Here is a 26,143-nt window from a genome sequence, read left to right as displayed (position 1 = left end):
TTTTCCGATCCCGTATTGCCTTTCTTCGCTATAAACGTTCTAATTTGCGCCGTTGTCGATTTATCCCTCTGCGAACAGAAGAAAAGTAGATTAAATCACCTGCGCTTTAACGATTAGTCCCGCATAACACGCTGGTCTTGCCTTATAAGCCCTCGTTTTAGCGCATCCAGAGGACAACACGAACTCAACTTCCACCGCAACATCAGCTACAGGCAGTACAGAAGTTTATGACACATCGTTTAACCTCCAAGGATATCCTGGCGCTGGGCTTCATGACGTTTGCCCTATTCGTTGGCGCAGGAAATATCATCTTCCCACCGATGGTGGGGATTCAGTCTGGCGAACACGTTTGGATTGCGGCATTCGGCTTCCTGATTACGGCTGTTGGCTTACCGGTGATCACCGTTATCGCGCTGGCGCGCGTGGGCGGCGGCATTGATGCGCTGAGCTCGCCGATTGGTAAAGCGGCAGGCTTGCTGCTGGCGACTGTTTGCTACCTGGCAGTTGGCCCGCTGTTTGCCACGCCGCGTACCGCCACCGTTTCCTTTGCCGTGGGTATTGCACCGCTGACCGGCGATGGCGCGCTGCCGCTGTTCATCTATAGCCTGATTTACTTCGCGCTGGTGATTGGCATCTCGCTGTATCCGGGCAAACTGCTGGATACCGTCGGCCACTTCCTCGCACCGCTGAAAATTCTGGCGCTGATTGTGCTCGGCGTTGCCGTGTTGATCTGGCCGGCCGGTGGCGTTTCGCCGGGCACCGAAGAGTATCAGCGTGCCGCCTTCTCCAGCGGTTTCGTTAATGGTTATCTGACCATGGATACGCTGGGAGCGCTGGTGTTCGGTATCGTTATCGTCAATGCGGCGCGTTCACGCGGTGTTGAAGATGCTAAACTGCTGACGCGCTACACCATGCTGGCGGGCATCATCGCCGGTATCGGTCTGACGCTGATTTACCTGACGCTGTTCAAACTCGGTAACGATAGCGGCGCATTAGTGGCGCAGAGCGCCAACGGTGCTGAAATTCTGCATGCTTACGTGCAGCAGACTTTCGGCGGCATGGGCAGTTTCTTCCTCGCGGCACTGATCTTCGTCGCCTGCATGGTGACGGCGGTTGGCCTGACCTGCGCCTGTGCAGAATTCTTTGCGCAATACGTTCCGCTGTCGTATAAAACGCTGGTATTTATTCTGGGCCTGTTCTCGATGGTGGTGTCGAATCTCGGCCTGAGCCATCTGATTCAGATCTCGATTCCGGTGCTGACGGCGATTTATCCGCCATGCATCGTGCTGGTGGTTCTGAGCTTCACGCTGAAGTTCTGGAACAAAAGTTCGCGTATCATCGCGCCGACCATGCTGGTAAGCCTGGTGTTCGGTATCGTTGATGCCATCAAAACCACCAGCTTTAAAGATGTGTTGCCGCTGTTCAGTCAGCATTTGCCGCTGGCCGATCAGGGACTCTCCTGGTTGCCGCCATCGCTGGCGATGCTGGTGATTGCCGCGGTAGTTGATCGGGCAAAAGGACGTGAGCAGGTCGCGGTTCATCAGTAAGCGACATTGCTGTTAATTCCAACCACGGGCTTGCCCGTGGTTTTTCATTTTCAAGGTACTGAGTGTTATGCAAGAAACCAATAAGCTCAAACGCGGACTGAGCACGCGCCACATTCGCTTTATGGCGCTGGGATCGGCGATTGGCACCGGGCTGTTTTACGGCTCGGCGGATGCCATCAAAATGGCGGGCCCAAGCGTGCTGCTGGCGTACATCATCGGCGGTGCGGTGGCGTACATCATCATGCGTGCGTTGGGGGAAATGTCGGTCAACAATCCGCAGGCCAGCTCATTCTCGCGCTATGCGCAGGATTATCTCGGCCCGCTGGCCGGATACATCACCGGCTGGACCTACTGTTTTGAAATCCTGATTGTGGCGATTGCCGACGTAACGGCTTTTGGTATCTACATGGGCGTGTGGTTCCCCGATGTGCCGCACTGGATTTGGGTGCTGAGCGTGGTGCTGATTATTGGCGCCATCAACCTGATGAGCGTGAAAGTATTTGGCGAAGTGGAGTTCTGGTTCTCCTTTTTCAAAGTCGCCACCATCATCATCATGATTCTCGCCGGCTTCGGCATGATTTTCTGGGGCATCGGCAACGGCGGCCAACCGACCGGCATTCACAATCTGTGGACTAATGGCGGCTTCTTTGCGCACGGCATCGTCGGCATGCTGTTGTCACTGCAGATGGTGATGTTTGCCTACGGCGGCATTGAGATTATCGGGATTACCGCCGGTGAAGCGGAAGATCCGAAGACCTCGATTCCGCGCGCCATCAACTCCGTACCGATGCGTATTCTGGTGTTCTACGTTGGTACGCTGTTCGTCATCATGTCGATTTATCCGTGGAATCAGGTGGGCACTTCTGGCAGTCCGTTCGTGCTGACCTTCCAGCATTTGGGTATTGCTGCCGCGGCATCAATTCTTAACTTCGTGGTGCTGACGGCGTCGCTTTCGGCGATTAACAGCGATGTGTTTGGCGTGGGGCGTATGCTGCACGGCATGGCGCAACAGGGCCACGCACCGAAGGTGTTCCAGAAGGTTTCGAATCGTGGGATTCCGTGGGTGACGGTTTTGGTGATGATGCTGGCGATGCTGATCGCGGTGTATCTCAACTACCTGATGCCAGAGAAAGTGTTCCTGGTGATCGCCTCGCTGGCGACCTTTGCTACCGTTTGGGTGTGGATCATGATTCTGCTGTCGCAGATCGCCTTCCGCCGCAAGATTGGCAAAGAGCAAGCCGGTAAGCTGGATTTTGCCATGCCGGGCGGTAGCGCTACCGCATGGTTCGGCGTGCTGTTCCTGGCCTTCATTATTGGGCTGATTGGTTACTTCCCGGATACGCGCGTGTCGCTGTACGTTGGTTTTGCGTGGATTGCACTGCTATTACTGGCGTGGCCGCTAGTGAAAAAGCATAAGCGCTAATCACATGTGAACGGGGCGCTTTTTACGGCGCCCCGTTTATCCTGATTTACCAATTCTTTCCTAACGCAATCTCGCCACCAAATGGACTCAGATGATTGTGGTCGTAATAGAGCGGCAATCCTTCACGGGTAATCATACAACCCTGCTCATTGCACAGCTTGTCGCGCAGCGACAGTACGCGCACCTCATGCTGCTGATAGCTTTGCAATAATCTCTCGACCGCTGCTTCAGGTAACTGGAAGAGTGTGGTGCGTTCGCTTAGTAGCGGCGGTGCTTCCCATTTGCCCAGCCAGGCGCTCAGTACACGGCGAATCGGCATGTTGCGGTTATGACTGAAGCGCAGAGGATCGATGGCTATTGTTGGCGCTCCCTCAATCACGGTGACTTTTTTTCCGGCCTGAAGCAGCTGCGTTATCACGCCATCCATGCCTAGTTTGAGCGCGGCCAGATTACTTTGCTGTGCATCGCCGATGGCGCTGAAACCTTCGCCCGGCAACAGGCTCATGCCGGCCGCCCAATAAGCGCTGATCACCACTTCATCAATCTTGTCGCTCAGCACCAGCTTCAGGACATGCTGATTGAAATTAATGCACTGCTGCGCGTGTTGTGGCATTTGTCTGACCACGCGCGTGGCATCAAGCAGGAAAGGGCACGAAGCTTTGGTAAGTTGAAACAGCGGCTTCTGCTGGCGCAACGCATAACCCGCTACCGAACTGCGCAAGGCTGCAGCGTGGCTATCACCGATCAATGCGATGCCGGGACGATCGCTGACCGGCTGGCACTCCGCGAGTTGTGATGGGAGATTGGCGCCGTAATCCAGCAGACAGGGATTGCGCTGCGCCGAAATCTTCCATGATTCGCCATTCACTACCACATCACTTACGCGCGACTTCATGCCGCCGGTTTGCCACAACACCACCATCGCAGCGGCAGCAACAATCGAAGAGGCGCAATAGCCGGGAATGACCCAACGTGTGCGATTGCCTGCCTGACGGAATGGTTGCTCAACGAAACGCCATGAAAGCCAGGCAATGCCCAATGCTATGCCGCTGATGGTCAATCCTTGCCAGACGCTGAGTGGATGATCGCTGCAGATGCGCGCCAGGCTCAGCAGTGGCCAGTGCCACAGATACCAGGAATAGGAAACCTTGCCGATAAAGCGCATCGGCGCATTCTCGAGTAATCGTTTATTCAGCTCACCGCGTGCGCCAATCATCAGGCACGCCGCCAGTACCGGGATCAGCGCCAGCCAGCCGGGGAAGCGGTCTTGTTTCGTCAGTAACAGGCTGGCGGCCAAGATCAGCAACCAGCCGAGCAGATTGAGCAGGTTAGCCGCTCGACCTTCCAGCGGCTTTGGCTTCCACAATGCTAGCAGCACGCCTGCGCCCATTTCCCACGCGCGCGTCGGCAACAGGTAGAACGCATGGGTGCTGGCAAGCGGCGTCAGCCAGATACAGGCCGCCAGCGATAGCGCGCTCAGCACCAGCACCACACCCGCCATTGAGCGTTTAAGGCGTGCCGCCAGCAGGAGAATAAACGGTAGTACGATATAGAATTGTTCTTCGACGCCCAGTGACCAGGTCATCAACAGCGGATTGAGATCGGCATCGCTGCTAAAATAGTCACCACTTTTCAGCAATAACATATTGGGCACGGAGATAAATACCGCCACGCTGTATTTCGCCAGCTGGCTGAACTCCAGCGGTGAGAGCAGAATAAACCCGAGCAGCAGCAATATCGACATCATAAAGAACAGCGCGGGCGCAATGCGGCGAATACGGCGTAAATAGAATTGATAAAACGAGAAATGTCCTTCAGATATTTCTTTGCTAATGATGCCACCAATCAGAAAACCAGAAATAACAAAGAACAGGTCTACGCCAATAAAACCGCCGTTTAGCGCGGAAACACCGGAATGGAATAACACAACCAGAATAATGGCAACGGCGCGCAGGCCGTCAATGTCCGCACGATAGCGGTGAGAGGCAGTCATAATCAAAATCCATATTGATATTACTATTTCAGACAGGGACGAATAAGCTACAAGAAAAAATAAATCGGCGCGTCCTGTCGCCGAAAAAACTACAAAAAAGAGAAAATGAGTATTACTAAGGGATGTTTGACCTGTGCAGTATATCGTATTTTTATTGTTTCCGGGACTTTTGGAAAAAAAAGAGAAAAATCTCAAGGCTGTTAGGAATATTACTTACAGCGCGCTTAAGTAATTTTGAATAAAAGTTAAGTCCGCATAATTTTACGAACTTAACCTAATACGAAAATTATAACGATAAATGCGCAGGCAGCAGCGCTTTCAGCTGCGGATAAATCACTGCATTAGCCAGCAGCACCGGATTGCCGCTCTGCAAGCCGTGATTAGCCAGATAATCGTTGGTGATGCCGCCCGCTTCGCGCATCAGCACAATGCCTGGCAAGCCATCCCACGGATTCATATGCGCTTCGTAGTAACCAATTAATCGACCGGCCGCCGCCCACGCACTCATTAACGCCCCCGAACCGTTGCGGATAAACATGCCGCCCTGCGCCAGCAATGCGCTGATAAAAGTGGTCAGCGGTTCAATCGGTTGGCTGTTGGAGCTGCTCAGACCAAGCAATCCCTGATCGAGCTGCTGCGCGCTGTGCGCCTGGATGCGTTTATCATTAACCCATGCACCTTTGCCGCGGCAGGCGTGAAAGGTTTCATGATGATTGGGATCGCACACCACACCAATCACCGCTTCGTTTTCACAAACGATCGCCAGCGATACGCACCAGTTGTGCAAGCCGTTAAGAAAGCTGCTGGTGCCATCAATCGGATCGAGCACCCAGATAAAGCGTGCGCCAGCAGTATTGCCGCCGCTCTCTTCACCCAACACCGCATCGTCAGGAAAGCGTTCGTGGATCAGATGCTTGACCAATGCCTCAACGTTGCGATCGGCTTCGCTGACCACATCCTGCAGATCTTTCTTATGCTCAACCACTAATTGATGACGTTGCTGATACCAGGATAGAGCCCGGCTGGCGGCTGTTTTGGCAACATCACAGGCGAAATGATAACGTGCGTCGAGTTCGGTAAGCGAAGCTGATGACATCTTTCCCTCTTATGATTTTCAGGCTGGCGAAGCAACAACAGACGCCAAAAATGGCGTATTGGCTGTGTGACGAAGTTAACAAAAGTTAAGAAAGGCTTCATTAAGCCGCAGATGGCTGCGCGTGACAAGAGGGGGAAAAGCCCGCCAGTGAAATTTTTCTTCTCACTGGCGGGTAATACGGGATGAAGCCTTAATGGCGGGTTCTTACGCCAATTTGACGCATGTCGTTACCGGTTGGCGATTGATGGACGCGCAGACCAAAAGTAGGTAGCACCGCGTAAATATGGTCAAAGATATCCGCTTGAATATTCTCGTACTCTTTCCACACCGTGGTGTTGGTGAATACATACACTTCCAGCGGCAAACCGTTTTCACCTGGTGCTAACTGCCGCACCATTAACGTCATCTCTTGATGAATACGCGGATGCTGCTCCAGCCAGCTCTGCAGCCAGACGCGGAAGGTACCGATATTCGTCAGGCGGCGACCGTTGAGTGGCGAATCTAAATCACAGCCCAGTTGCGCATTCCATGCGGCCACTTCTTCGCTTTTGCTATCCAGATACGGTGCCAGCAGATGCGCACTTTTCAGCTGCTGCATCATGGCATCATCAAGGAAGCCAATACTGGTGGTATCAATATGAATGCTGCGCTTAATGCGACGCCCACCGGATTCCGACATACCGCGCCAGTTTTTAAAGGAGTCTGAAATTAAGGCGTAAGCGGGAATGGTTACAATGGTGTTATCCCAGTTGCGCACTTTTACCGTGGTCAGGGAAATATCGATGACCGCGCCGTCCGCGCCATATTTTGGCATTTCCAGCCAGTCATTCATTTTCAACATATTATTGGCGGCTAACTGAATGCCGGCTACCAGACCCAGAATTGGATCTTTAAATACCAGCATCAGCACCGCGGTCATGGCACCGAGTCCGGTGATCAATACGCCGGGCGATTTACCCAACAGCAGCGAAATAATCATGATTACCATTAAAATGGCGGCGATCAATTTCACGCTCTGGATAATACCGCGCAGCGGTAATTGCTGTGCCAGCATGCTGTTCGCGCTGAGCTGCTGCAGTAAATCCAGCAAGGAGAACAACATCAGCAGGGCGAAGATCATCATCCACAGCTGGGCGAAAATCAGCAGCGCTGCATAGATCTGAGCACTGTCGTGCAGGAAGAGTTCAGTCTGTAATTTGAATAGCACACCTTGCATCAGCCAGACGCTGCGGCTAAACAGGCGACTGTTAATCAGCGCTTTTGGCCACTGACGGCTACTTTTCTCGGTGTAGCGACGCAGCAGCGGCAAGATAGCGCGGTGCAGAATGGCGTGAGTAAGCAGTGAGATGGCAAAGATAATGGCAATCACTATCCCCAACGCCAGGATGTGCGTGTAGCTAAGACCGGCTTCTGCGAGCCGGTTGGCAATAAGATGCTGCATGAGATTTCCCTGAGTGTGACGAAGATTAAGGTCACGCAGGGTAGGTGATGAGAAATTTCCCGTCCAACAGACGGGTCTTGAATTACCTAATATTACAATTCTTGCGCGCGCGCGGCGGCCATTAAGCGCGGATAAAACTGGAAGAACAGCGGCTCAAGTTGCTCGTAGTGATCAACAAAATCCTGATAGGAGTCGCGCAGCGCGGCTAAGCGCGGACGGCGATGCGCCATGCCGTTGAGCACGCGTGCCAGCCGCGTTGGTTCGGCATAGTGCTCAAACCAGCGCTCGCGCCACATCACCGCGTTCAGCTCGATGAAACCTTCCGGCGTGCCCGCCAGCTGCGGCACGATGTCTTGTTCAGCCGCAGCGGTAAACGCCACCAGCGATTGCGTCGGATGGAATTTATCCCAGTGCAGCGCGAGGAAATGGTCCCAAATCACGTCGAGCGTGATGGGCGCCACGCGCCGCGTTTCCGGACGAAACAGCGCACGCGCAATCCGCACTTCAGGCAAGTTATCGGTCAGGACGTCGAGGCGACGATGCATGGCAATGCCATCCACCACCGGCGCAGGCCATTGTGATTGCACGTTGCCGCGCACGAAATCGGCCATGAGATTGCCCAGCAGAGAGCTGTTAGCCAGCTGCGCCAGGTGAAGGTGAGCGAGAAAGTTCATGGCGCATTATATACACGTCATACTTCAAGTTACAGGTGTGATGGCTGCTCTCGTTTGCCGCCTTCCTGTACCTCGAATTATTTTGTGTATTCGCAGAGTCACAGAAGCGCAGCCAGTTGTTCAGAATTTGCCGCTTTTCCGCTAGACTATGCCGCCTGATTTTAAGTCCTGAAGAAGTGAAGCATGCGCGTAGCCGATTTTACCTTTGAGTTGCCAGAATCCTTAATCGCCCACTATCCGCAGGCGCAGCGAAGCAGTTGCCGCTTGCTGTCGCTGGATGGCCCAAGCGGCGCGTTAAGCCACGGCGTATTTACAGACGTGATGGATAAGCTCAATCCGGGCGATCTGCTGGTGTTCAACAACACCCGCGTGATTCCGGCGCGCGTCTTTGGCCGTAAAGCCAGCGGCGGAAAAATCGAGATGCTGGTTGAGCGCATGCTGGACGATAAGCGCGTACTGGCGCACGTGCGCGCCTCCAAAGCACCGAAGCCGGGCGCAGCGCTGCTGCTGGGCGATGACGAAAGCGTCAAAGCCACGATGGTGGCGCGCCATGACACGCTGTTTGAGATCGCCTTCGAAGACGATCGCGCGGTGCTGGATATTCTCAACAGCGTCGGCCACATGCCGCTGCCGCCGTATATTGATCGTCCGGATGAAGATGCTGACCGTGAGCTGTACCAGACCGTGTACGGCGTGCGTCCCGGCGCCGTCGCCGCACCGACCGCCGGTTTGCACTTTGACGAGCCGCTGCTGGAAGCGCTGAAAGCTAAAGGCGTCGAGATGGCGTTTGTCACGCTGCACGTCGGTGCCGGGACTTTCCAGCCGGTGCGCGTTGAAACCATCGAGGATCACATCATGCATGCCGAATACGCGGAAGTGCCGCAGGATGTGGTGGATGCGGTGCTGGCGTGTAAAGCACGCGGCAACAAAGTGGTCGCCGTGGGCACCACCTCAGTACGTTCGCTGGAGAGCGCCGCGAAGGCCAGCCAGGATGCGCTGATTGCACCGTTTTTCGATGACACGCAGATTTTCATCTATCCCGGCTATCACTATCAGGTGATTGATGCGCTGATCACCAACTTCCACCTGCCGGAATCGACCCTGATTATGCTGGTTTCGGCTTTTGCCGGTTATCAGCACACCATGGCGGCTTATCACAGCGCGGTGGCAGAGCAGTATCGTTTCTTTAGCTACGGGGATGCGATGTACATCACCCGTAATCCACAAGCGCCTGACGAAAGCGTCGGCGCATAATTGAATCAGACTGTTTCTCTGATCAGAGGTTAATGTGAAATTTGAATTAGATACTACCGACGGGCGCGCGCGCCGTGGCCGTCTGGTCTTTGATCGTGGCGTTGTTGAAACCCCGGCATTTATGCCGGTGGGCACCTACGGCACGGTGAAAGGCATGACGCCGGAAGAAGTGAAAGAGACCGGCGCGCAGATCCTGCTCGGCAACACCTTCCACCTGTGGCTGCGTCCAGGTCAGGAGATCATGAAACTGCACGGCGACCTGCACGATTTCATGAACTGGCAAGGGCCGATCCTTACCGATTCCGGCGGCTTCCAGGTGTTCAGCCTTGGCGATATCCGTAAGATCACCGAAGCGGGCGTGCACTTCCGTAACCCGATCAACGGCGATCCGATTTTCCTCGATCCGGAAAAGTCGATGGAGATTCAGTTCGATCTCGGTTCTGACGTGGTGATGATCTTCGACGAATGTACGCCATATCCGGCGGATTGGGATTACGCCAAACGTTCGATGGAGATGTCGTTGCGCTGGGCACAACGCAGCCGCGATCGCTTCGATTCGCTCGGCAATAAAAATGCATTGTTTGGCATTATTCAGGGCGGTGTTTACGAAGATTTACGAGATGTCTCGGTTAAAGGTCTGGTAGAGATTGGCTTTGATGGGTACGCTGTGGGCGGCCTGGCGGTGGGTGAACCTAAAGAGGACATGCACCGAATCCTGGAACACGTCTGTCCGCAAATTCCGCAAGACAAACCGCGTTATTTGATGGGCGTCGGCAAGCCAGAAGATCTGGTGGAAGGCGTTCGCCGCGGTATCGATATGTTTGACTGCGTTATGCCAACGCGCAATGCGCGCAATGGTCATCTGTTTGTTACCGATGGCGTGGTGAAAATTCGTAATGCCCGGTATAAAGATGACACCGCAACGCTGGATGCAGAGTGTGATTGTTACACCTGTCGCAATTATAGCCGCGCCTACTTGCATCATCTTGATCGCTGTAACGAAATACTGGGCGCACGCCTGAATACGATTCACAATCTGCGCTATTACCAGCGTTTGATGGCCGGTTTACGTAAGGCTATCGAAGAGGGTAAATTAGAGCACTTTGTTAGCGAGTTCTACCAACGGACGGGGAAGGCGGTTCCTCCGCTGAACGTCTGATAATTCATCAATGAGGGAAATTTAATGAGCTTTTTCATTTCTGACGCCGTAGCCGCAGCAGGCGCACCGTCTCAGGGAAGTCCGTATTCTCTGGTGATCATGCTGGTGGTATTTGGTCTGATCTTCTACTTCATGATTCTGCGTCCACAGCAGAAGCGTACTAAAGATCACAAGAAACTGATGGATTCCATCTCTAAAGGTGATGAAGTGCTGACCAGCGGTGGTTTAGTTGGCCGTGTGACCAAAGTGGCAGAAACTGGCTATGTTTCTATTGCCCTGAACGACACCACTGAAGTAGTTGTTAAACGTGATTTCGTGGCCGCCGTTCTGCCGAAAGGTACTTTGAAGGCGCTGTAATTTTTTCTTCCCGAAGGGAACTGCCGTGTTAAACCGTTATCCTTTGTGGAAGTACATCATGCTGGTCGTCGTGATTCTCGTCGGCCTGCTCTATGCGCTTCCTAACCTTTATGGTGAGGATCCGGCCGTTCAGATCACTGGTGCGCGCGGTGGCGCCGCCAGTGAGCAAACGTTGGATCAGATCCAGACCGTATTAAAACAAGACAATATCGAGAGCAAATCCCTCGCTCTGGAAAATGGTGCCATTCTGGCCCGCTTTGCAACGCAGGATGGACAGCTGCGCGCGCGTGATGCACTCACCAGCGCGCTGGGCGAAGACTACATTGTGGCCCTCAATCTTGCGCCGGCAACGCCTCGCTGGCTGAGCATGCTGTCCGCAGAACCGATGAAACTCGGTCTTGATCTGCGCGGCGGCGTTCACTTCCTGATGGAAGTGGATATGGATACGGCTCTGGGCAAACTGCAAGAGCAGAACGCCGACAGCCTGCGCAGCGATCTGCGCGACAAAAGCATTCCGTATACCACCGTTAATAAAATCGCGAACTATGGCGTAGAAGTGCGTTTCCGTGACGGCGCCAGCCGTGATGCGGCAATCAGCTACTTGTCTACTCGCCATCGCGATCTGGTGATCTCAAGCCAGGGCAGCGATGCGCTGCGTGCGGTGATGAGCGATGCGCGCCTGAGCGAAGCGCGTGAATATGCGGTGCAGCAAAACATCACCATTCTGCGTAACCGTGTAAACCAGCTTGGCGTTGCCGAACCGCTGGTGCAGCGTCAGGGTTCTGACCGCATTGTGGTGGAACTGCCGGGTATTCAGGACACTGCGCGCGCCAAAGAGATTTTGGGCGCAACTGCCACGCTGGAATTCCGTCTGGTGAACACCAGCGTTGATCCAACCGCAGCGGCCAGCGGCCGCGTGCCAGGCGATTCGGAAGTGAAGAAAACCCGCGAAGGACAGCCAGTGGTGCTGTACAAGCGTGTGATTCTGACCGGTGATCACATCACCGATTCTACGTCGAGCATGGATGAGTACAACCAGCCGCAGGTGAACATTTCACTGGATGGCGCGGGCGGCAACATGATGTCGAACTTCACCAAGGACAACATCGGTAAGCCGATGGCGACCCTGTTTGTGGAGTACAAAGACAGCGGTAAGAAAGATGCCAACGGCCGTTCGATTCTGGTGAAACAGGAAGAAGTGATTAACGTTGCGAATATTCAGTCGCGCCTCGGTAACAGCTTCCGCATCACCGGCATCAACAATCCAAACGAAGCACGTCAGCTTTCGCTGCTGCTGCGCGCGGGTGCGTTGATTGCACCAATCCAGATTGTAGAAGAGCGTACCATCGGCCCAACCATGGGTCAGCAGAACATCACACAAGGCCTCGAAGCCTGCCTGTGGGGTTTGATCGCCTCCATCCTGTTTATGGTGGTGTTCTACAAGAAGTTTGGTCTTATCGCGACCAGCGCACTGCTGTGTAACCTGGTGCTGATTGTCGGCATTATGTCACTGCTGCCAGGCGCGACGCTCACCATGCCGGGTATTGCCGGTATCGTGTTGACGCTGGCGGTTGCGGTCGATGCTAACGTGTTGATTAACGAACGTATTAAAGAAGAGTTGCGTAACGGACGCTCGGTACAGCAGGCGATTCATGAAGGCTATAAAGGCGCCTTCTCCAGTATCGTCGACGCCAACGTCACTACGCTTATCAAAGTGATCATTCTTTATGCGGTCGGTACCGGTTCAATCAAAGGCTTTGCGATTACTACGGCTATCGGTATCGCAACCTCAATGTTTACCGCTATCGTCGGCACCCGTGCCATCGTTAACCTGGTGTACGGCGGCAAACGCATCAACAAGCTGTCTATCTGAGGAGTGCGTTGTGGCACAGGAATATAGTATTGAGCAGCTAAACCACGGGCGTAAAGTCGTCGACTTTATGCGCTGGGATAAGCTGGCTTTCATCATCTCCGGTCTGCTGATTGTGGCATCTATCGTCATTGTCGGTGTGCGAGGCTTCAACTGGGGCCTCGACTTTACCGGCGGAACGGTGATTGAGATTAACCTGGAAAAACCGGCGGATCTCGACGCGCTGCGTGAAGGTTTGGTGAAAGCGGGCTTTGAAGAGCCGCTGGTGCAGAACTTTGGTAGCAGCCGTGATGTGATGGTGCGTATGCCTCCGGCCACCGGCAATGCCGGCACCGAACTGGGCAATAAAGTGCTGGCTTCCATTAGCCAGACCACGCAGCAGAACGCTACCGTGAAACGTATCGAGTTCGTTGGCCCAAGCGTGGGTAGCGATCTGGCGCAGGCCGGTGCGATGGCGCTGCTGTCAGCGCTGATTGCGATTTTGATCTACATCGGCTTTCGCTTTGAGTGGCGTTTAGCGCTCGGCACCGTTCTGGCGCTGGCGCACGATGTGATCATCACCTGTGGCATTTTGTCGCTGGCGCACGTTGAAATCGACCTGACGATTGTCGCCTCATTGATGTCGGTAATTGGTTACTCGCTTAACGATAAGATCGTGGTCTCCGACCGTATTCGTGAGAACTTCCGCAAGATTCGCCGCGGTTCTTCTTACGACATCACTAACGTGTCGCTGACCCAGACGCTAAGCCGTACCTTGATCACCTCCATCACTACGCTGGCGATGATCATGATCCTGTTCGTGTTTGGTGGTGCGCTGCTGAAAGGCTTCTCACTGACCATGCTGATCGGTGTCACCATTGGTACCATTTCATCGATTTATGTCTCTTCAGCGCTGGCGCTGAAACTCGGCATGAAGCGTGAACATATGCTGGTGCAGAAAGTGGAAAAAGAGGGCGCAGATCAGCCTTCGATTCTGCCGTAACGCGGAGTCAGAAAGTAAACGGGCTGCCATTGGCAGCCCGTTTTTTATGCCTGTCGATCAGGACATCGTGCACAGCGGTCACCATAAATGGCGACCCTACAAATGCGTGTAGCGTGCATATTCAAGGTCCGGTTTTTTTGACAGCGGTTCCTTCCACATCGTGCACGCGCACGTAGCCGAGTTGCTCCGGGGTTAACCCGCTGAGTCGCAGCGGCACGCTGACGGAACTGCGTGGCATTAACTCTGCGGAAACCTCAATGGTCTGGTTCAGGCTGCCCGCGTTAAGCGGTTTGCCGCTGGCCGGATCCATTTCGCCCCATACCACGGTCGCGCGCAGTGCCGGAATCGGCTGATCATCGGTTGAGCGGATATTCAGATTGGCGCGACTGCCGCTGGCTTCACCCGCCACCTGCGAGAGTGACAAACGCAATTTACCTAGCTGCGTCTGTAACTCCACCGGCGTATTGGCTTGCGGCAACAGCCACGCGCCCTGGGTGGATTGGCTGTTCAGCTGTCCCTGAATCTCCAGCGCCGTTGCCTGATTGGTCAGCTTGCGCATCTGCTGATTAAGCTGACTCACCTCCTGATGCAACTCTTTGACCTGCGGTGAAACCGGCGTTGAACTGCAACCACTGAGAACCAGCAAAGAGAGTGCTACCGGAGCCCAAAACGTCCTGATCGTCATGCAATGTCCTTTCTTTATTCGGGAATTCGTAAAACCTGGCCAGGGTAGATCTTATCAGGATGCGTCAGCATTGGCTTGTTCGCTTCGAAAATCTTGTTGTATTGATTAGGATTTCCGTAGACCTCTTTCGATACCGCACTCAAAGTATCACCTTTTTTCACGGTGTAGAATTTCGCAGGCGTAGCGGCATCGCTGGCGGTGACCTTGTCATCTACCTTGGTGATGCCCGCGACGTTACCGGCGGCCACCAGAATCTTCTCTTTCAACTCCTGAGAGATGCCATCACCAGTCACGGTAACGGTATCGCCTTTGACATCCACCTTGACCTTATCGCTGTCGGGCAAACCGAGTTTGTTGATGTGATCCTGCAATTTCTTGCTGGCATCGTCGCCGCCGCCACTGACGGCATCCCACAGTTTTTCTCCAGCATCTTTCACGAAATCAAACAGACCCATACATCCTCCAGATTTTTATGATGTTGGCCGCCTTGCTGGCGGCTCTTTAAGCGTAGTGGTTTTTTGCCTGTGGTCATGTAGGTGATGTCTTGCATTTGGCTTAACGTCACAAACGGGGATTCACACATTATGTGCCACACACATACATTTTGTGGCGCGATCGCGCTACACTGTGTGGCCTATTTATCTCGCATCAGGAAGCCTCATGCATTGCCCATTCTGCTCCGCTGTGGACACCAAAGTGATTGATTCTCGTCTGGTTAGTGAAGGATCGTCGGTGCGTCGCCGTCGTCAGTGTCTGGTGTGTCATGAGCGTTTTACCACCTTTGAAGTGGCAGAGTTGGTGATGCCGCGCGTGGTAAAAAGCAACGATGTGCGTGAACCCTTCAATGAAGACAAGCTCAGCAGCGGCATGATTAAGGCGTTGGAAAAACGCCCCGTCAGCGCCGATGCGGTTGAAAGCGCGGTCAATCATATTAAAACTCAGCTGCGTGCCACCGGTGAACGCGAAGTGCCAAGCGCACTGATCGGCAATCTGGTGATGGATGAGCTGAAAAAGCTCGATAAAGTGGCCTACATTCGCTTTGCCTCGGTCTATCGCAGCTTCGAAGATATTCGCGATTTTGGTGAAGAGATCGCCCGCCTACAGGACTAATCCATGACTGACGAACGCTATATGGCGCGCGCGCTGGAACTGGCGCGGCGCGGACGCTTTACCACCACACCTAATCCCAACGTCGGCTGCGTGATTGTGCGCGAGGGCGAGATTGTCGGCGAAGGCTGGCATCAGCGCGCCGGCGAACCGCATGCCGAAGTGCATGCGCTGCGTATGGCGGGCGAACGAGCTACTGGCGCAACCGCGTATGTCACGCTGGAACCTTGTAGCCACCATGGACGCACGCCGCCGTGCTGCGATGCGCTGATTGCCGCAGGCGTGACGCGCGTGGTCGCCGCGATGCAGGATCCCAATCCGCAGGTGGCAGGACGTGGACTCTACCGTTTACAGCAGGCGGGCATCGACGTCAGTCATGGCCTGATGATGAACGAAGCGGAAGCGCTGAACCGGGGTTTTCTCAAACGTATGCGGACCGGATTCCCGTGGATCCAGCTGAAACTCGGCGCATCCCTTGATGGCCGCACCGCCATGGCGAGTGGCGAAAGTCAGTGGATCACATCCGCGGCCGCAAGGCGCGATGTGCAACGTTTACGCGCCCAGAGTTCAGCTATTCTTAGCACCAGCGCCACGGTGTTGGCTGACAATCCGTCGCTCACGTTACGCTGGAGGGAATTGAATGAAGAGGTGCGTGCGCAGCTTGATGAAAGCCAGCTGCGTCAGCCGGTGCGCGTGGTGATTGACAGCCAACAGCGCGTCACGCCGCAACACCGACTGATTGACCAGCCAGGCGAAACCTGGCTGATGCGCTGCGAGGCCGATCAACACGCGTGGCCCGCCAGCGTGACCCAGATTGCGGTGCCGCAGCGTGGTGAACAGCTTGATTTGGTCGCGGTGATGATGTTGCTCGGCCAGCGCCAGATCAACAGCGTGTGGGTGGAAGCGGGTGCCGGATTAGCGGGTGCTTTGCTGCAAGCGGGCCTGGTGGATGAGCTGATTGTTTACATGGCGCCAAAGCTGTTAGGGACTGCCGCACGCGGCCTGTGCATGCTGCCCGGACTGGAACAGCTGGCCGATGCGCCGGCCCTGAATTTTAGCGATGTGCGCCTGGTTGGCGAGGACCTGCGCCTGACGCTGACGCCGCGCTGAAAGCCCGCGGAAAAGCCTGAGCGCGTCGCCAAAGAGTATGATAGAATCCGCCCCCTTCTGCGGGGCCATAAAACAACCCAAAGGATATGTATGAAAGTTATCGAAGCTCCTGTTGCCACGCCTGATGCAAACATTGCCATCGTAATTGCGCGTTTTAACAACTTCATTAATGACAGCCTGCTGGACGGCGCGATTGACGCACTTAAGCGCATCGGCCAGGTGAAAGCAGATAACATCACCGTTGTCTGGGTTCCAGGTGCATACGAACTGCCGCTGGCAGCACGCGCACTGGCGAAAGCCGGTAAGCACGACGCCATTGTTGCGTTGGGCACTGTCATCCGTGGCGGCACCGCACATTTCGAATATGTGGCCGGTGAAGCCAGCTCGGGCATTGCGCACGTCGCGATGACCAGCGAAATCCCGGTGACCTTCGGCGTGTTGACCACTGAAAATATCGAGCAGGCGATTGAACGCGCCGGCACGAAAGCAGGTAATAAAGGTGCCGAAGCGGCCCTGACTGCACTCGAAATGATCAACGTATTGAAAGCCATCAAAGCCTGATTTTTGTAAGGGGAATTTTGTGAAACCTGCTGCTCGTCGTCGCGCCCGTGAGTGCGCTGTCCAGGCGCTTTACTCCTGGCAGCTGTCTAAGAACGACATTGCCGATGTGGAATACCAGTTTCTGGCGGAACAAGACGTCAAAGACGTCGATATTAGCTATTTCCGCGAATTGCTGGCCGGTGTGGCGACTAACAGCGCGTACCTGGACGGTCTGATGAAGCCTTACCTGTCGCGTCAGCTGGAAGAGCTGGGCCAGGTAGAAAAAGCCATCCTGCGTATTTCGCTGTATGAGCTGAGCAAGCGTTCTGATGTGCCGTATAAAGTGGCCATCAACGAAGGCATCGAGTTGGCAAAAGTGTTTGGTGCTGAAGACAGCCACAAATTCGTCAACGGTGTGCTCGACAAAGCTGCCCCGCAAATTCGACCAAACAAAAAATAGCGTTAAAGGCCGGTTATCCGGCCTTTTTCTCATTGAGACCTGACTTATGTCTTGTGGTGAATTCGAACTGATTGCACGTTACTTTAACCGCGTCACCAGCTCCCGCCGCGATGTGGAGAAAGGAATTGGTGACGACTGCGCGTTACTTAACGTGCCAGAAAAACAGACACTTGCCATCAGCACAGACACGCTGGTTGCAGGCGTCCACTTCTTACGTGATATCCATCCCGCCGATCTCGGCTACAAAGCCGTCGCCGTTAATCTCAGTGATTTAGCCGCCATGGGCGCCGATCCGGCCTGGCTGACGCTGGCATTAACGCTGACTGAAATTGATGAACCGTGGGTGGCGGCCTTTAGCGACAGCCTGTTTGAGCTGCTGGATTATTACGATATGCAGCTGATTGGTGGTGATACCACGCGCGGACCGCTGAGCATGACGCTCGGCATTCACGGTTTAGTGCCAGTGGGAAGGGCGCTGAAACGTTCGGGCGCGAAGCCAGGCGACTGGATCTTTGTCACCGGCACCTTGGGTGACAGCGCGGCCGGTTTATCGCTGCTGCAGCATCGCCATCGCCTGAACGATCCGGCGGTGCACGAAGCGTTGATCAAACGCCATTTGCGTCCAATGCCGCGCGTGCTGCAAGGCCAGGCGCTGCGGGGGCTGGCAACCTCGGCGATCGATATCTCTGATGGCCTGATTTCCGATCTCGGCCATGTGCTGACCGCCAGCCGCGTTGGCGCTCGCATCAATCTCGACGCGTTACCGCTTTCAGCGGCCCTGCGCGATCACTTCGAGCCTGAACTGGTGCTGAAATGGGCGTTGAGCGGCGGCGAAGATTACGAGCTGTGCTTTACCGTACCAGAAGTGAACCGTGGCGCGATCGACGTGGCGCTCGGCCATTTTGGTGTGCCTTATACCTGTATTGGGCAGATTGCACCCGAATCGGAAGGGCTGAGTTTGCTGGAGAACGGCAAGCCGCGCAGCGTGGATGTGAAAGGGTTTGATCACTTCGGTGTGAAGTGAACGAGGTGGCCATGAATGGCCACCCTACAAAACGTCGCCATTTATGGCGACCTGGTTCCTGAATCACTCAAATCCCACCACCGGATGCGGTTGATATACCGTTTCCAGCTCGGCAATCTCATTCTCACTCAACTCCACATCCACTGCTTTCACCAGCTCGGCGAACTGCTGCTCGCGCGAGGCGCCAATGATCGGCGCGGTGACCGCCGGTTTATGTAATAGCCACGCCAGCGCCACCTGCGCGCGCGTCACGCCTTTATCGGCGGCAACGTTAGCCAGACGTTCGGCAATCGCCGCATCGTTCTCTTCGGTGCCGGTATACAGCTTCTCCATCACATTATCCGATACTGAACGCGCGGTGGTTTCGCCCCACGGACGCGTGAGTTTACCGCGCGCCAGCGGGCTCCACGGCAGCACCGCGATCCCTTCCCGCTGACACAGCGGATGCATGTCATTCTCTTCCTCACGCTGAATCAGGTTGTACTGATCCTGCATGCTGACAAAGCGCGCCCAGTTATTTTGCTTTTGCAGATCCAGCGCCTGAGCAAACTGCGATGCGTGCATTGATGATGCGCCGATGTAACGCGCCTTGCCGGATTTCACCACTTCATGCAGCGCTTCCAGCGTCTCTTCAATCGGCGTGGCGTAATCCCAGCGGTGAATCTGCAGCAGATCGACATACTCCATACCAAGGCGCGTCAGGCTGTCATCAATCGATTGCAGGATATTCTGGCGCGACAAGCCTTGTGACAGATTGCTCAGCGGGAAATAGACCTTAGTGGCGACCACAACCTGATCGCGGCGGGCATAATCTTTCAGCGCGCTGCCCACGATCTCTTCGCTGCTGCCATCGGAATAGCTGTTGGCGGTATCGAAGAAGTTGATGCCGGCTTCCAGCGCCTGCTTGATCAACGGTCGGCTGCTCTCTTCGGGCAGCGTCCACGCGTGATTGCCGCGCGTGGGATCGCCGTAAGTCATGCAGCCTAAACAGAGACGCGAAACCTGTAAGTCGGTCTGGCCTAAGGGAATGGTTTTCATGTATCTGGGCTCCTGCTCTTATACGTGAGGGAAATCGTTCCCTAAGCATAGCAGCAGGCTCGCTCACCGGGCGGTGAGCGAGTCGGGCAGATTACTGGGCGAGCCAGTCAGCGATTTGCTGCTGAATACCGGCGGCATCCAGCTGATAATCCTGACGTACTTCTTCCTGCGTACCTTGTGGGATGAACTCATCCGGCAGGCCGAGGTTGAGCACTGGCACGCGCAGGCGTTTTGCCATCACATATTCATTGACGCCGCTGCCGGCGCCGCCTTTGATGGCGCCTTCTTCCAGCGTAACCAGCGAATCGTGGCTGGCCGCCAGCTCGGCAATCAGTGCTTCATCGAGTGGCTTCACAAAACGCATATCCACCAGCGTGGCATTTAGGGCTTCCGCAGCGGCAGCGGCTTCTGGCAGCAAAGTACCGAAGTTAAGGATCGCCAGCTTTTCGCCACGACGCTTCACGATACCTTTGCCCAGCGGCAAGCTGGCCAGCGGTTCCAGCGTTGCGCCGGTACCGGTACCGCGCGGGTAACGCACCGCACTCGGGCCAGCCTGATAGTGATAGCCGGTGTAAAGCATCAGACGACATTCGTTTTCATCGCTTGGCGTCATGATCACCATCTCTGGCACGCAGCGTAAGAACGCGATATCAAATGCGCCCTGATGAGTTTGACCGTCCGCGCCGACAATGCCACCGCGATCGATAGCAAACAGCACCGGCAATTTCTGGATGGCGACGTCGTGGATCAGTTGATCGTAGGCGCGCTGCAGGAAGGTCGAGTAGATCGCCACAACCGGTTTGTAACCACCAATCGCCATGCCCGCCGCGAACGTTACCGCGTGCTGCTCGGCAATCGCCACATCAAAATATTGCTGCGGATATTCGCGTGAGTAGCTCACCATGCCCGAACCTTCGCGCATCGCTGGCGTGACCGCCATCAGGCGCGGATCGTCAGCCGCCATTTCGCTCAGCCAGTTGCCGAAAATCTTCGAGTAGCTTGGCAAGCCCGGCACGCTTTTCGGCAGCGCTAAACTGGCGGGATCGAACTTCGGTACCGCATGCCAGGTGATCGGATCTTCTTCCGCCGGGGCATAACCTTTGCCCTTTTTGGTCATGATGTGCAGGAACTGCGGACCTTTCAGATCGCGCATGTTCTTCAGCGTGCTCACCAGCGTCAGCACGTCGTGGCCATCCACCGGGCCGATATAATTAAAGCCGAGCTCTTCAAACAGCGTGCCCGGCACCACCATGCCTTTCAGGTGCTCTTCGGTGCGCTTCACCAGCTCTTTAATCGGCGGCAAACCGCCCAATACACGCTTGCCGCCTTCGCGCAGGCGTGAATAGGTTTTCCCGGAGAGAATCTGTGCCAGACGATTGTTGAGTGCGCCCACGTTCTCGGAGATCGACATCTCGTTGTCGTTGAGGATCACCAGCATGTCCGGCTTGATGTCACCGGCGTGGTTCATGGCTTCAAACGCCATGCCGGCGGTGATCGCGCCATCGCCAATAATACAGGCGGTGCGGCGGCCTTTGCCTTCACGTTCTGCAGCAACCGCCATGCCGAGCCCGGCGCTGATCGAGGTGGAGGAGTGACCCACGCTCAGCACGTCGTACTCACTCTCACCGCGCCACGGGAACGGATGCAGACCATTTTTCTGGCGGATGGTGCCGATACGATCGCGGCGTCCGGTCAGAATTTTGTGCGGATAGGCCTGATGGCCCACGTCCCACACCAGATGATCAAAGGGGGTGTTATAAACATAATGCAGCGCCACTGTTAGCTCGACGACGCCCAGACCCGATGCAAAGTGGCCGGAAGATCGGCTCACACTATCCAGCAGATACTGACGCAGTTCGTCACACAGCTCCGGAAGTTTTTCTTTCGGTAATAAACGTAATTCCTGAACCGTGTTGGCTAACGCCAGTGTCGGGTATTTTGCAATATCAAAACTCATCAGAGACTCATTATGAAAGTTATTTATCGCGTTCAATTATGAAGCTTGCCAGCGCTTGTAAGGCGAGTGTGTTGTAAGACTGTGCCGCCAGAATATCGAGCGCGCCGAGCGCCTCTTGATAAAGATCCCAGGCTTTACTGCGGGCATTTTCCAGGCCCATCAATGAAGGATAGGTGCTTTTACCCAATGCCTGATCCGCGCCCTGTGTTTTTCCTAACACGGCGGTATCGCCGACCACATCGAGGATGTCATCCTGCACCTGAAACGCCAGTCCGATGGCATTGGCGTAGGTATCCAGTAGCGGCATCGCGGCGCGGCCACGATCGCCGGCGGCTAATGCGCCAAGACGTACCGCGGCGCGAATTAACGCGCCGGTTTTATGGCGGTGAATCTGTTCCAGCTGCGCCAGATCGATGCTTTTGCCTTCCGCAGCCAAATCCAGTGCCTGACCGCCGCACATGCCAGCCACGCCGCTGGCCTGCGCCAGTTCGGAAATCATCGCAATACGTGCGTCGGCGCTGACGCCGGGCATCGGCTGATCGGCCAGAATCGAAAAGGCCAAAGTTTGCAGAGCATCGCCGGCGAGAATCGCCGTGTCTTCACCATATTTAATATGGCAGGTTGGCTGCCCGCGGCGTAACGCATCGTCGTCCATCGCCGGCAGATCGTCATGAATCAGGGAATAAGCATGGATGCATTCCACGGCCGCAGCCGGCACATCGAGGCTGGCGGCATCGGCCTTTAGCATTTCGCCTGTTGCGTACACCAGAAAGGGACGCAGACGCTTACCGCCTAATAATGCCCCATACTCCATGGCATTCACCAGAGGAGAACTCTGAAAAGGAAGTGGATCTATTAAGCGCGTCAATGCCTGATTAACGCGTTGATGGTAAGCGCTCAGCAGTTTAGCGAAATCCATTACTCATTTTCCGGGGTAAAAGGGGCGAGGGCGGCATCTTTCTCATCGCTAAGCAGAATTTGCACACGCTGCTCTGCCTGCTGCAGGGTTTGCTGACCGGTACGTGCCAATTGTACGCCGCGTTCAAATTCGTTCAGCGCCTGCTCTAACGGCAGCTCGCCACTTTCCAGGCGGCTGACAATCTGTTCCAGCTGCTCTAATGCGCTTTCAAAACTGGCAGGCGCTTCGGCTTTTTTCGGCATAATCAGTGTCGACTCACAGGTTAGGAGATCATCTTGCAATCGGTCATGGTAGCTGACGAGGATTAATTAGCAAAATAATGAATGTGATGAAGGTTGCTTAAAGCAGTCACCCGGCAAAGGTGATATACTTTTGCGCCTCGGATGCGGGGGCTCCTGAATTAACCCGCAATTATATGATTTTAACAGTTAAGTGCCGATGCTTTTAGCACTTATTTGTCCAAACGAACCCCTGTCGCCATGAAGTTTATCGTCAAGCTGTTTCCAGAAATCACCATCAAAAGTCAGTCGGTGCGTCTGCGCTTTATCAAAATTCTCTCCAGTAGCATTCGTAATATTCTGCGCACCGTGGATGAAGAGATCAAAGTCGTGCGCCATTGGGACCACATTGAAGTGCGTTCTAAGAATGAGTCGCTGCGCGAGACCCTTGTCACCGAACTGACGCGCATTCCGGGCATTCACCATGTGCTGGCGGTGGAAGATCGCGCCTACACCGATATGCACGACATTTTCGAGCAGACGCTGGTGCTGAACCGCGAGCGTCTGGAAGGCAAAAGCTTCTGCGTGCGCGTCAAGCGTCGCGGCAAGCACAGCTTCAGCTCGCAGGACGTGGAACGCTACGTTGGCGGCGGCCTTAATCAACACATCGCCAGCGCGCGCGTGCAGCTCAATCGCCCGGAAGAAACGGTGAATCTGGAGATCGACGACGATCGCCTGTTGCTGATCACCGCACGCTATGAAGGCTTAGGCGGATTCCCGATTGGTACGCAGGAAGATGTTCTGTCACTGATTTCCGGCGGTTTCGACTCCGGCGTGTCGAGCTACATGCTGATGCGTCGCGGCTGCCGCGTGCATTACTGCTTCTTCAATCTTGGCGGTGCGGCACACGAGATTGGCGTGCGCCAGGTTGCACATTACCTTTGGCAGCGCTTTGGTCGCTCACACCGCGTACGTTTCGTGGCGATCAACTTCGAGCCGGTAGTCGGTGAGATTCTTGAGAAAGTGGACGACGGCCAAATGGGCGTGGTACTGAAGCGTATGATGGTGCGTGCGGCGTCGATGGTGGCAGAACGTTACGGCGTGCAGGCGCTGGTGACCGGCGAAGCGCTGGGCCAGGTTTCCAGCCAGACGCTGACCAACCTGCGTTTGATCGATAACGCCTCCGATACGCTGATTCTGCGTCCGCTGATCTCCCACGACAAAGAGCACATCATTGATGTGGCGCGTAAGATCGGCACCGAAGATTTTGCCCGCACCATGCCAGAATATTGCGGCGTGATTTCGAAAAGCCCAACCGTTAAAGCGGTGAAGGGCAAGATCGAAGCGGAAGAGCAAAACTTCGATTTCGAGATCCTTCATCGCGTGGTGCAGGAAGCCAGCAACGTCGATATCCGTGAAATCGCCGAGCAGACGGAAGAAGAAGTGGTGGAAGTTGAAACCGTTGACTCCTTCATCAGCAACGACGTGGTGCTGGATATCCGTTCGGCGGATGAGCAGGAGGCGAATCCGCTGATCGTCGAAGGCGTTGAAGTGAAAACGTTGGCGTTCTACAAACTCAGCACCCAGTTTGGCGACCTGGACCAGAGTAAAACCTGGCTGCTGTATTGCGATCGCGGTGTGATGAGTCGCCTGCAGGCGCTCTATCTGCATGAGCAGGGCTTCAAAAACGTGAAGGTTTATCGCCCGTGATATGTAAGGTCGCCATTTATGGCGACCTTTATTATTAACGCTCTTCAAACTCCTGATAATTATAAATCCCCGCCGCCAGCACCAGCTGTGAAGCCACTTCACGCGCGGTCTCTTTATCCACCAGCAAATCAATCAGCTTCAACGCAAAATCCATTGCGGTGCCCGGTCCCTGGCTGGTCAGCAGATTAACGCGCGGATCCCACACCACGCGGCGTTCCATCCATTTGCTGTCGGGAATGGTGTCACGCAGGCCGGGAAAACCGGTCATATTGCCGACCGGAAACAGATCGTGCGCGACCAAAACCGTGCCCGGCGCGGCACAAATCGCCGCCACAATCTTGCTGGAGAGATGGAACTGGCGCACGGTTTCCACCAGTAACGGGCTGTCGCGGAAGGTCTCCGCGCCTTTCAAACCGCCGGGCAGCACAATCGCGTCGTAGTCGTTGTCCGCCACCTCAACCAAAGGCGCATCCGCCAGCAGCCGCACGCCGCGCGAACAGACGATCTCACGCGTGCCATCGCTCTCCACGCTGGCGGTGGTGACGCTTAAACCGCCGCGTACCAGCAAATCGATAGTGGTGACCGCTTCGGTCTCTTCACTTCCATGTGCCAGGCAAACCAGAACCGATGCGTTCGCGCTCATAGTGGGACTCCTTACGTTTAATCAGATCGTACAAACGGGTGTTTTCCGGCAGTGAAATGCCCTGCGCGCGGGCGCGACGCAACAGGTAGCCGGTGATGTAATCAATTTCGGTCAGACGCTGCGCGCGCACATCCTGCAACATTGATGAGGTATTGGCGGCGGTGCTATCGATCACGTCGTAAATGATGTCGCGCAGATTATCCACCGCCATGTGCTGGCCTTCGCGCTCCATCACCCAAGCGATCTCTTCGCACAGCAGCGCGACTTGTTCCGGCCAGGCGCGCAGCGCCCCGTTCTGGCAATCGTGCTCGACGGTCATCGGATTGATCACGCAGTTGATTGCCAGCTTGCGCCAGCTGGCGGCGGCGATATTGTCATGCCAGGCCACATCCGGCAGCGCCTGATGCAGAATATCAGCGATATCGCTCTGTGCGGCGCTCTCACGATTAGCAGGGCCGATATGGGTGATGCCGTGCGCAATATGCTTAATCACCGTGCCGTCGCGCATTGCCGCGTGCGTGGTGATGCCGCGCAACAGCGGCTGACGCAAATCTTTCAGCTCTTCCAACGTTCCCATGCCGTTATGCAGCAGCAGAATTGGCGCGTGCGTCGGCAGCACGCTTTGCAGATTTTTCACCGCAGGTGAAACCTGGGGCGCTTTGAGCGTCACCAGTAACAGCTGGCTTTCGGCGAGGAACAGCGGATCGTTGGCAATAAAGGTGTGATTGCTCACCTCGCCTTGCGGATCGACTACGTTGGCTGAGCAATAGGGCTGCGGTACACGTAACCAGCCCTGCACCTCATGTCCCTGACGGGCGAGAGCGGCGAGCCAAATTTGACCTAAGGCGCCACACCCCAACACGGTAATTTTCATTTTGCCTCCCGTGGGCGGGTTCCTGTTTTCACGTTACGGGTAAGTATAGCTTTCCGCGTATC

General features: G+C 55.2%; 25 protein-coding genes. 13 read left to right on the top strand and 12 right to left on the bottom strand.

Annotated features, from left to right (window positions below):
* Window positions 1–227: 227 nt before the first annotated feature.
* Both brnQ and proY read left to right on the top strand, forming a co-directional pair.
* Complete coding sequence (brnQ, locus tag K5Y30_RS07615; RefSeq protein WP_222181538.1) at window positions 228–1,547, top strand: branched-chain amino acid transporter carrier protein BrnQ; 1,320 nt, start codon at window positions 228–230, stop codon at window positions 1,545–1,547.
* Between the two features lie 67 nt (window positions 1,548–1,614).
* A complete protein-coding gene (gene proY / locus K5Y30_RS07610; RefSeq protein WP_222181539.1) occupies window positions 1,615–2,970 on the top strand; it encodes a proline-specific permease ProY in 1,356 nt (451 codons plus the stop codon).
* 46 nt (window positions 2,971–3,016) lie between these two features.
* Here proY and K5Y30_RS07605 read toward each other — a convergent pair whose 3' ends face one another.
* The 4 genes from K5Y30_RS07605 to K5Y30_RS07590 all read right to left on the bottom strand — a co-directional run bounded on the left by K5Y30_RS07605 (window position 3,017) and on the right by K5Y30_RS07590 (window position 8,174).
* Entirely contained in the window at window positions 3,017–4,963 is a 1,947-nt protein-coding gene (locus tag K5Y30_RS07605) for an acyltransferase family protein (RefSeq protein WP_222210820.1), read from the bottom strand.
* A 286-nt stretch (window positions 4,964–5,249) separates the two neighbouring features.
* On the bottom strand, window positions 5,250–6,059 hold the full coding sequence (locus K5Y30_RS07600) for an inositol monophosphatase (RefSeq protein ID WP_222210819.1): 810 nt from the start codon (window positions 6,057–6,059) through the stop codon (window positions 5,250–5,252).
* 190 nt (window positions 6,060–6,249) lie between these two features.
* Entirely contained in the window at window positions 6,250–7,500 is a 1,251-nt protein-coding gene (locus K5Y30_RS07595) for a mechanosensitive ion channel family protein (protein ID WP_192236718.1), read from the bottom strand.
* A gap of 92 nt (window positions 7,501–7,592) precedes the next feature.
* The gene (locus tag K5Y30_RS07590) at window positions 7,593–8,174 is read right to left on the bottom strand and encodes an ACP phosphodiesterase (protein WP_222181542.1); all 582 of its coding nucleotides are present in this window, start codon (window positions 8,172–8,174) and stop codon (window positions 7,593–7,595) included.
* A gap of 183 nt (window positions 8,175–8,357) precedes the next feature.
* Here K5Y30_RS07590 and queA point away from each other — a divergent pair, with 183 nt between their 5' ends.
* From queA to secF, 5 genes are read left to right on the top strand one after another with little or no spacing between them, the layout of a single operon-like run.
* Entirely contained in the window at window positions 8,358–9,428 is a 1,071-nt protein-coding gene (gene queA, locus K5Y30_RS07585; RefSeq protein WP_222181543.1) for a tRNA preQ1(34) S-adenosylmethionine ribosyltransferase-isomerase QueA, read from the top strand.
* Window positions 9,429–9,462: 34 nt separating this feature from the next.
* Entirely contained in the window at window positions 9,463–10,587 is a 1,125-nt protein-coding gene (tgt, locus tag K5Y30_RS07580; RefSeq protein ID WP_061717469.1) for a tRNA guanosine(34) transglycosylase Tgt, read from the top strand.
* A 24-nt stretch (window positions 10,588–10,611) separates the two neighbouring features.
* Window positions 10,612–10,944, top strand: a complete 333-nt coding sequence (gene yajC, locus K5Y30_RS07575; RefSeq protein ID WP_008103990.1) for a preprotein translocase subunit YajC — start codon at window positions 10,612–10,614, stop codon at window positions 10,942–10,944.
* A 25-nt stretch (window positions 10,945–10,969) separates the two neighbouring features.
* Window positions 10,970–12,817 (top strand): protein translocase subunit SecD, encoded by a 1,848-nt coding sequence (gene secD, locus K5Y30_RS07570; protein WP_222210818.1) that lies wholly within the window; start codon window positions 10,970–10,972, stop codon window positions 12,815–12,817.
* Window positions 12,818–12,827: 10 nt separating this feature from the next.
* The gene (secF, locus tag K5Y30_RS07565) at window positions 12,828–13,796 is read left to right on the top strand and encodes a protein translocase subunit SecF (RefSeq protein WP_101762444.1); all 969 of its coding nucleotides are present in this window, start codon (window positions 12,828–12,830) and stop codon (window positions 13,794–13,796) included.
* Window positions 13,797–13,917: 121 nt separating this feature from the next.
* On the opposite strand, the gene K5Y30_RS07560 is transcribed toward secF, so the two are convergent.
* Window positions 13,918–14,481 carry a DUF3251 domain-containing protein gene (locus tag K5Y30_RS07560; RefSeq protein ID WP_222210817.1) on the bottom strand — a complete coding sequence of 188 codons (564 nt, stop codon included), beginning with the start codon at window positions 14,479–14,481 and terminating at the stop codon, window positions 13,918–13,920.
* A gap of 14 nt (window positions 14,482–14,495) precedes the next feature.
* Complete coding sequence (gene lysM / locus K5Y30_RS07555) at window positions 14,496–14,936, bottom strand: peptidoglycan-binding protein LysM (RefSeq protein WP_110867754.1); 441 nt, start codon at window positions 14,934–14,936, stop codon at window positions 14,496–14,498.
* A 205-nt stretch (window positions 14,937–15,141) separates the two neighbouring features.
* Between lysM and nrdR the strand changes: the two genes are divergently transcribed.
* The 5 genes from nrdR (at window position 15,142) to thiL (ending at window position 18,722) form a co-directional block, all read left to right on the top strand.
* Entirely contained in the window at window positions 15,142–15,591 is a 450-nt protein-coding gene (gene nrdR / locus K5Y30_RS07550) for a transcriptional regulator NrdR (RefSeq protein ID WP_008103978.1), read from the top strand.
* Window positions 15,592–15,594: 3 nt separating this feature from the next.
* Window positions 15,595–16,698: a bifunctional diaminohydroxyphosphoribosylaminopyrimidine deaminase/5-amino-6-(5-phosphoribosylamino)uracil reductase RibD gene (gene ribD, locus K5Y30_RS07545; protein WP_222210816.1), complete on the top strand. Its 1,104-nt coding sequence runs from the start codon at window positions 15,595–15,597 to the stop codon at window positions 16,696–16,698.
* Window positions 16,699–16,788: 90 nt separating this feature from the next.
* A complete protein-coding gene (gene ribE, locus K5Y30_RS07540) occupies window positions 16,789–17,259 on the top strand; it encodes a 6,7-dimethyl-8-ribityllumazine synthase (RefSeq protein WP_007887008.1) in 471 nt (156 codons plus the stop codon).
* Between the two features lie 19 nt (window positions 17,260–17,278).
* Window positions 17,279–17,698, top strand: a complete 420-nt coding sequence (gene nusB / locus K5Y30_RS07535) for a transcription antitermination factor NusB (protein ID WP_007887007.1) — start codon at window positions 17,279–17,281, stop codon at window positions 17,696–17,698.
* Window positions 17,699–17,744: 46 nt separating this feature from the next.
* Window positions 17,745–18,722, top strand: coding sequence for a thiamine-phosphate kinase (gene thiL, locus K5Y30_RS07530; RefSeq protein WP_222210815.1), 978 nt, complete (start codon window positions 17,745–17,747; stop codon window positions 18,720–18,722).
* 63 nt (window positions 18,723–18,785) lie between these two features.
* On the opposite strand, the gene K5Y30_RS07525 is transcribed toward thiL, so the two are convergent.
* From K5Y30_RS07525 to xseB, 4 genes are all read right to left on the bottom strand, one after another.
* Window positions 18,786–19,760 (bottom strand): aldo/keto reductase, encoded by a 975-nt coding sequence (locus K5Y30_RS07525; protein WP_222181546.1) that lies wholly within the window; start codon window positions 19,758–19,760, stop codon window positions 18,786–18,788.
* Between the two features lie 91 nt (window positions 19,761–19,851).
* The gene (dxs, locus tag K5Y30_RS07520) at window positions 19,852–21,717 is read right to left on the bottom strand and encodes a 1-deoxy-D-xylulose-5-phosphate synthase (protein WP_222210814.1); all 1,866 of its coding nucleotides are present in this window, start codon (window positions 21,715–21,717) and stop codon (window positions 19,852–19,854) included.
* 19 nt (window positions 21,718–21,736) lie between these two features.
* The gene (gene ispA / locus K5Y30_RS07515) at window positions 21,737–22,636 is read right to left on the bottom strand and encodes a (2E,6E)-farnesyl diphosphate synthase (protein ID WP_101762437.1); all 900 of its coding nucleotides are present in this window, start codon (window positions 22,634–22,636) and stop codon (window positions 21,737–21,739) included.
* Window positions 22,636–22,878: an exodeoxyribonuclease VII small subunit gene (gene xseB, locus K5Y30_RS07510; protein ID WP_101762436.1), complete on the bottom strand. Its 243-nt coding sequence runs from the start codon at window positions 22,876–22,878 to the stop codon at window positions 22,636–22,638. The genes ispA and xseB overlap by 1 nt, the downstream gene beginning before the upstream one ends.
* Window positions 22,879–23,115: 237 nt before the next feature.
* On the opposite strand from xseB, the gene thiI reads away from it, so the two are divergent.
* Window positions 23,116–24,564 carry a tRNA uracil 4-sulfurtransferase ThiI gene (gene thiI, locus K5Y30_RS07505; protein ID WP_110867750.1) on the top strand — a complete coding sequence of 483 codons (1,449 nt, stop codon included), beginning with the start codon at window positions 23,116–23,118 and terminating at the stop codon, window positions 24,562–24,564.
* A 34-nt stretch (window positions 24,565–24,598) separates the two neighbouring features.
* Here the strand turns inward: thiI and yajL are convergent, their stop codons facing one another.
* Together yajL and panE are read right to left on the bottom strand one after the other, a co-directional pair.
* Window positions 24,599–25,207, bottom strand: coding sequence for a protein deglycase YajL (yajL, locus tag K5Y30_RS07500; RefSeq protein WP_192236713.1), 609 nt, complete (start codon window positions 25,205–25,207; stop codon window positions 24,599–24,601).
* Entirely contained in the window at window positions 25,161–26,081 is a 921-nt protein-coding gene (panE, locus tag K5Y30_RS07495; protein ID WP_222210813.1) for a 2-dehydropantoate 2-reductase, read from the bottom strand. The genes yajL and panE overlap by 47 nt, the downstream gene beginning before the upstream one ends.
* Window positions 26,082–26,143: the final 62 nt, after the last annotated feature.

The sequence above is a fragment of the Pantoea sp. DY-5 genome (genome assembly GCF_019795955.1).
In the GTDB taxonomy this organism is placed as follows: domain Bacteria; phylum Pseudomonadota; class Gammaproteobacteria; order Enterobacterales; family Enterobacteriaceae; genus Pantoea; species Pantoea leporis.
Note: the sequence above shows the minus strand (reverse complement) of the source record. Positions and strands in the feature narration are given on the sequence as shown.

What these genes read in the sequence shown, in the direction of transcription:
- K5Y30_RS07560 (WP_222210817.1), bottom strand. Translation starts at nt 14,481, where the DNA reads ATGACGATCAGGACGTTTTGGGCTCCGGTAGCACTCTCTTTGCTGGTT.
- dxs (WP_222210814.1), bottom strand. Translation starts at nt 21,717, where the DNA reads ATGAGTTTTGATATTGCAAAATACCCGACACTGGCGTTAGCCAACACG.
- K5Y30_RS07525 (WP_222181546.1), bottom strand. Translation starts at nt 19,760, where the DNA reads ATGAAAACCATTCCCTTAGGCCAGACCGACTTACAGGTTTCGCGTCTC.
- yajL (WP_192236713.1), bottom strand. Translation starts at nt 25,207, where the DNA reads ATGAGCGCGAACGCATCGGTTCTGGTTTGCCTGGCACATGGAAGTGAA.
- thiL (WP_222210815.1), top strand. Translation starts at nt 17,745, where the DNA reads ATGTCTTGTGGTGAATTCGAACTGATTGCACGTTACTTTAACCGCGTC.
- lysM (WP_110867754.1), bottom strand. Translation starts at nt 14,936, where the DNA reads ATGGGTCTGTTTGATTTCGTGAAAGATGCTGGAGAAAAACTGTGGGAT.
- K5Y30_RS07600 (WP_222210819.1), bottom strand. Translation starts at nt 6,059, where the DNA reads ATGTCATCAGCTTCGCTTACCGAACTCGACGCACGTTATCATTTCGCC.
- yajC (WP_008103990.1), top strand. Translation starts at nt 10,612, where the DNA reads ATGAGCTTTTTCATTTCTGACGCCGTAGCCGCAGCAGGCGCACCGTCT.
- nrdR (WP_008103978.1), top strand. Translation starts at nt 15,142, where the DNA reads ATGCATTGCCCATTCTGCTCCGCTGTGGACACCAAAGTGATTGATTCT.
- panE (WP_222210813.1), bottom strand. Translation starts at nt 26,081, where the DNA reads ATGAAAATTACCGTGTTGGGGTGTGGCGCCTTAGGTCAAATTTGGCTC.
- xseB (WP_101762436.1), bottom strand. Translation starts at nt 22,878, where the DNA reads ATGCCGAAAAAAGCCGAAGCGCCTGCCAGTTTTGAAAGCGCATTAGAG.
- K5Y30_RS07590 (WP_222181542.1), bottom strand. Translation starts at nt 8,174, where the DNA reads ATGAACTTTCTCGCTCACCTTCACCTGGCGCAGCTGGCTAACAGCTCT.
- brnQ (WP_222181538.1), top strand. Translation starts at nt 228, where the DNA reads ATGACACATCGTTTAACCTCCAAGGATATCCTGGCGCTGGGCTTCATG.
- ribD (WP_222210816.1), top strand. Translation starts at nt 15,595, where the DNA reads ATGACTGACGAACGCTATATGGCGCGCGCGCTGGAACTGGCGCGGCGC.
- K5Y30_RS07605 (WP_222210820.1), bottom strand. Translation starts at nt 4,963, where the DNA reads ATGACTGCCTCTCACCGCTATCGTGCGGACATTGACGGCCTGCGCGCC.
- ribE (WP_007887008.1), top strand. Translation starts at nt 16,789, where the DNA reads ATGAAAGTTATCGAAGCTCCTGTTGCCACGCCTGATGCAAACATTGCC.
- proY (WP_222181539.1), top strand. Translation starts at nt 1,615, where the DNA reads ATGCAAGAAACCAATAAGCTCAAACGCGGACTGAGCACGCGCCACATT.
- K5Y30_RS07595 (WP_192236718.1), bottom strand. Translation starts at nt 7,500, where the DNA reads ATGCAGCATCTTATTGCCAACCGGCTCGCAGAAGCCGGTCTTAGCTAC.
- queA (WP_222181543.1), top strand. Translation starts at nt 8,358, where the DNA reads ATGCGCGTAGCCGATTTTACCTTTGAGTTGCCAGAATCCTTAATCGCC.
- ispA (WP_101762437.1), bottom strand. Translation starts at nt 22,636, where the DNA reads ATGGATTTCGCTAAACTGCTGAGCGCTTACCATCAACGCGTTAATCAG.
- thiI (WP_110867750.1), top strand. Translation starts at nt 23,116, where the DNA reads ATGAAGTTTATCGTCAAGCTGTTTCCAGAAATCACCATCAAAAGTCAG.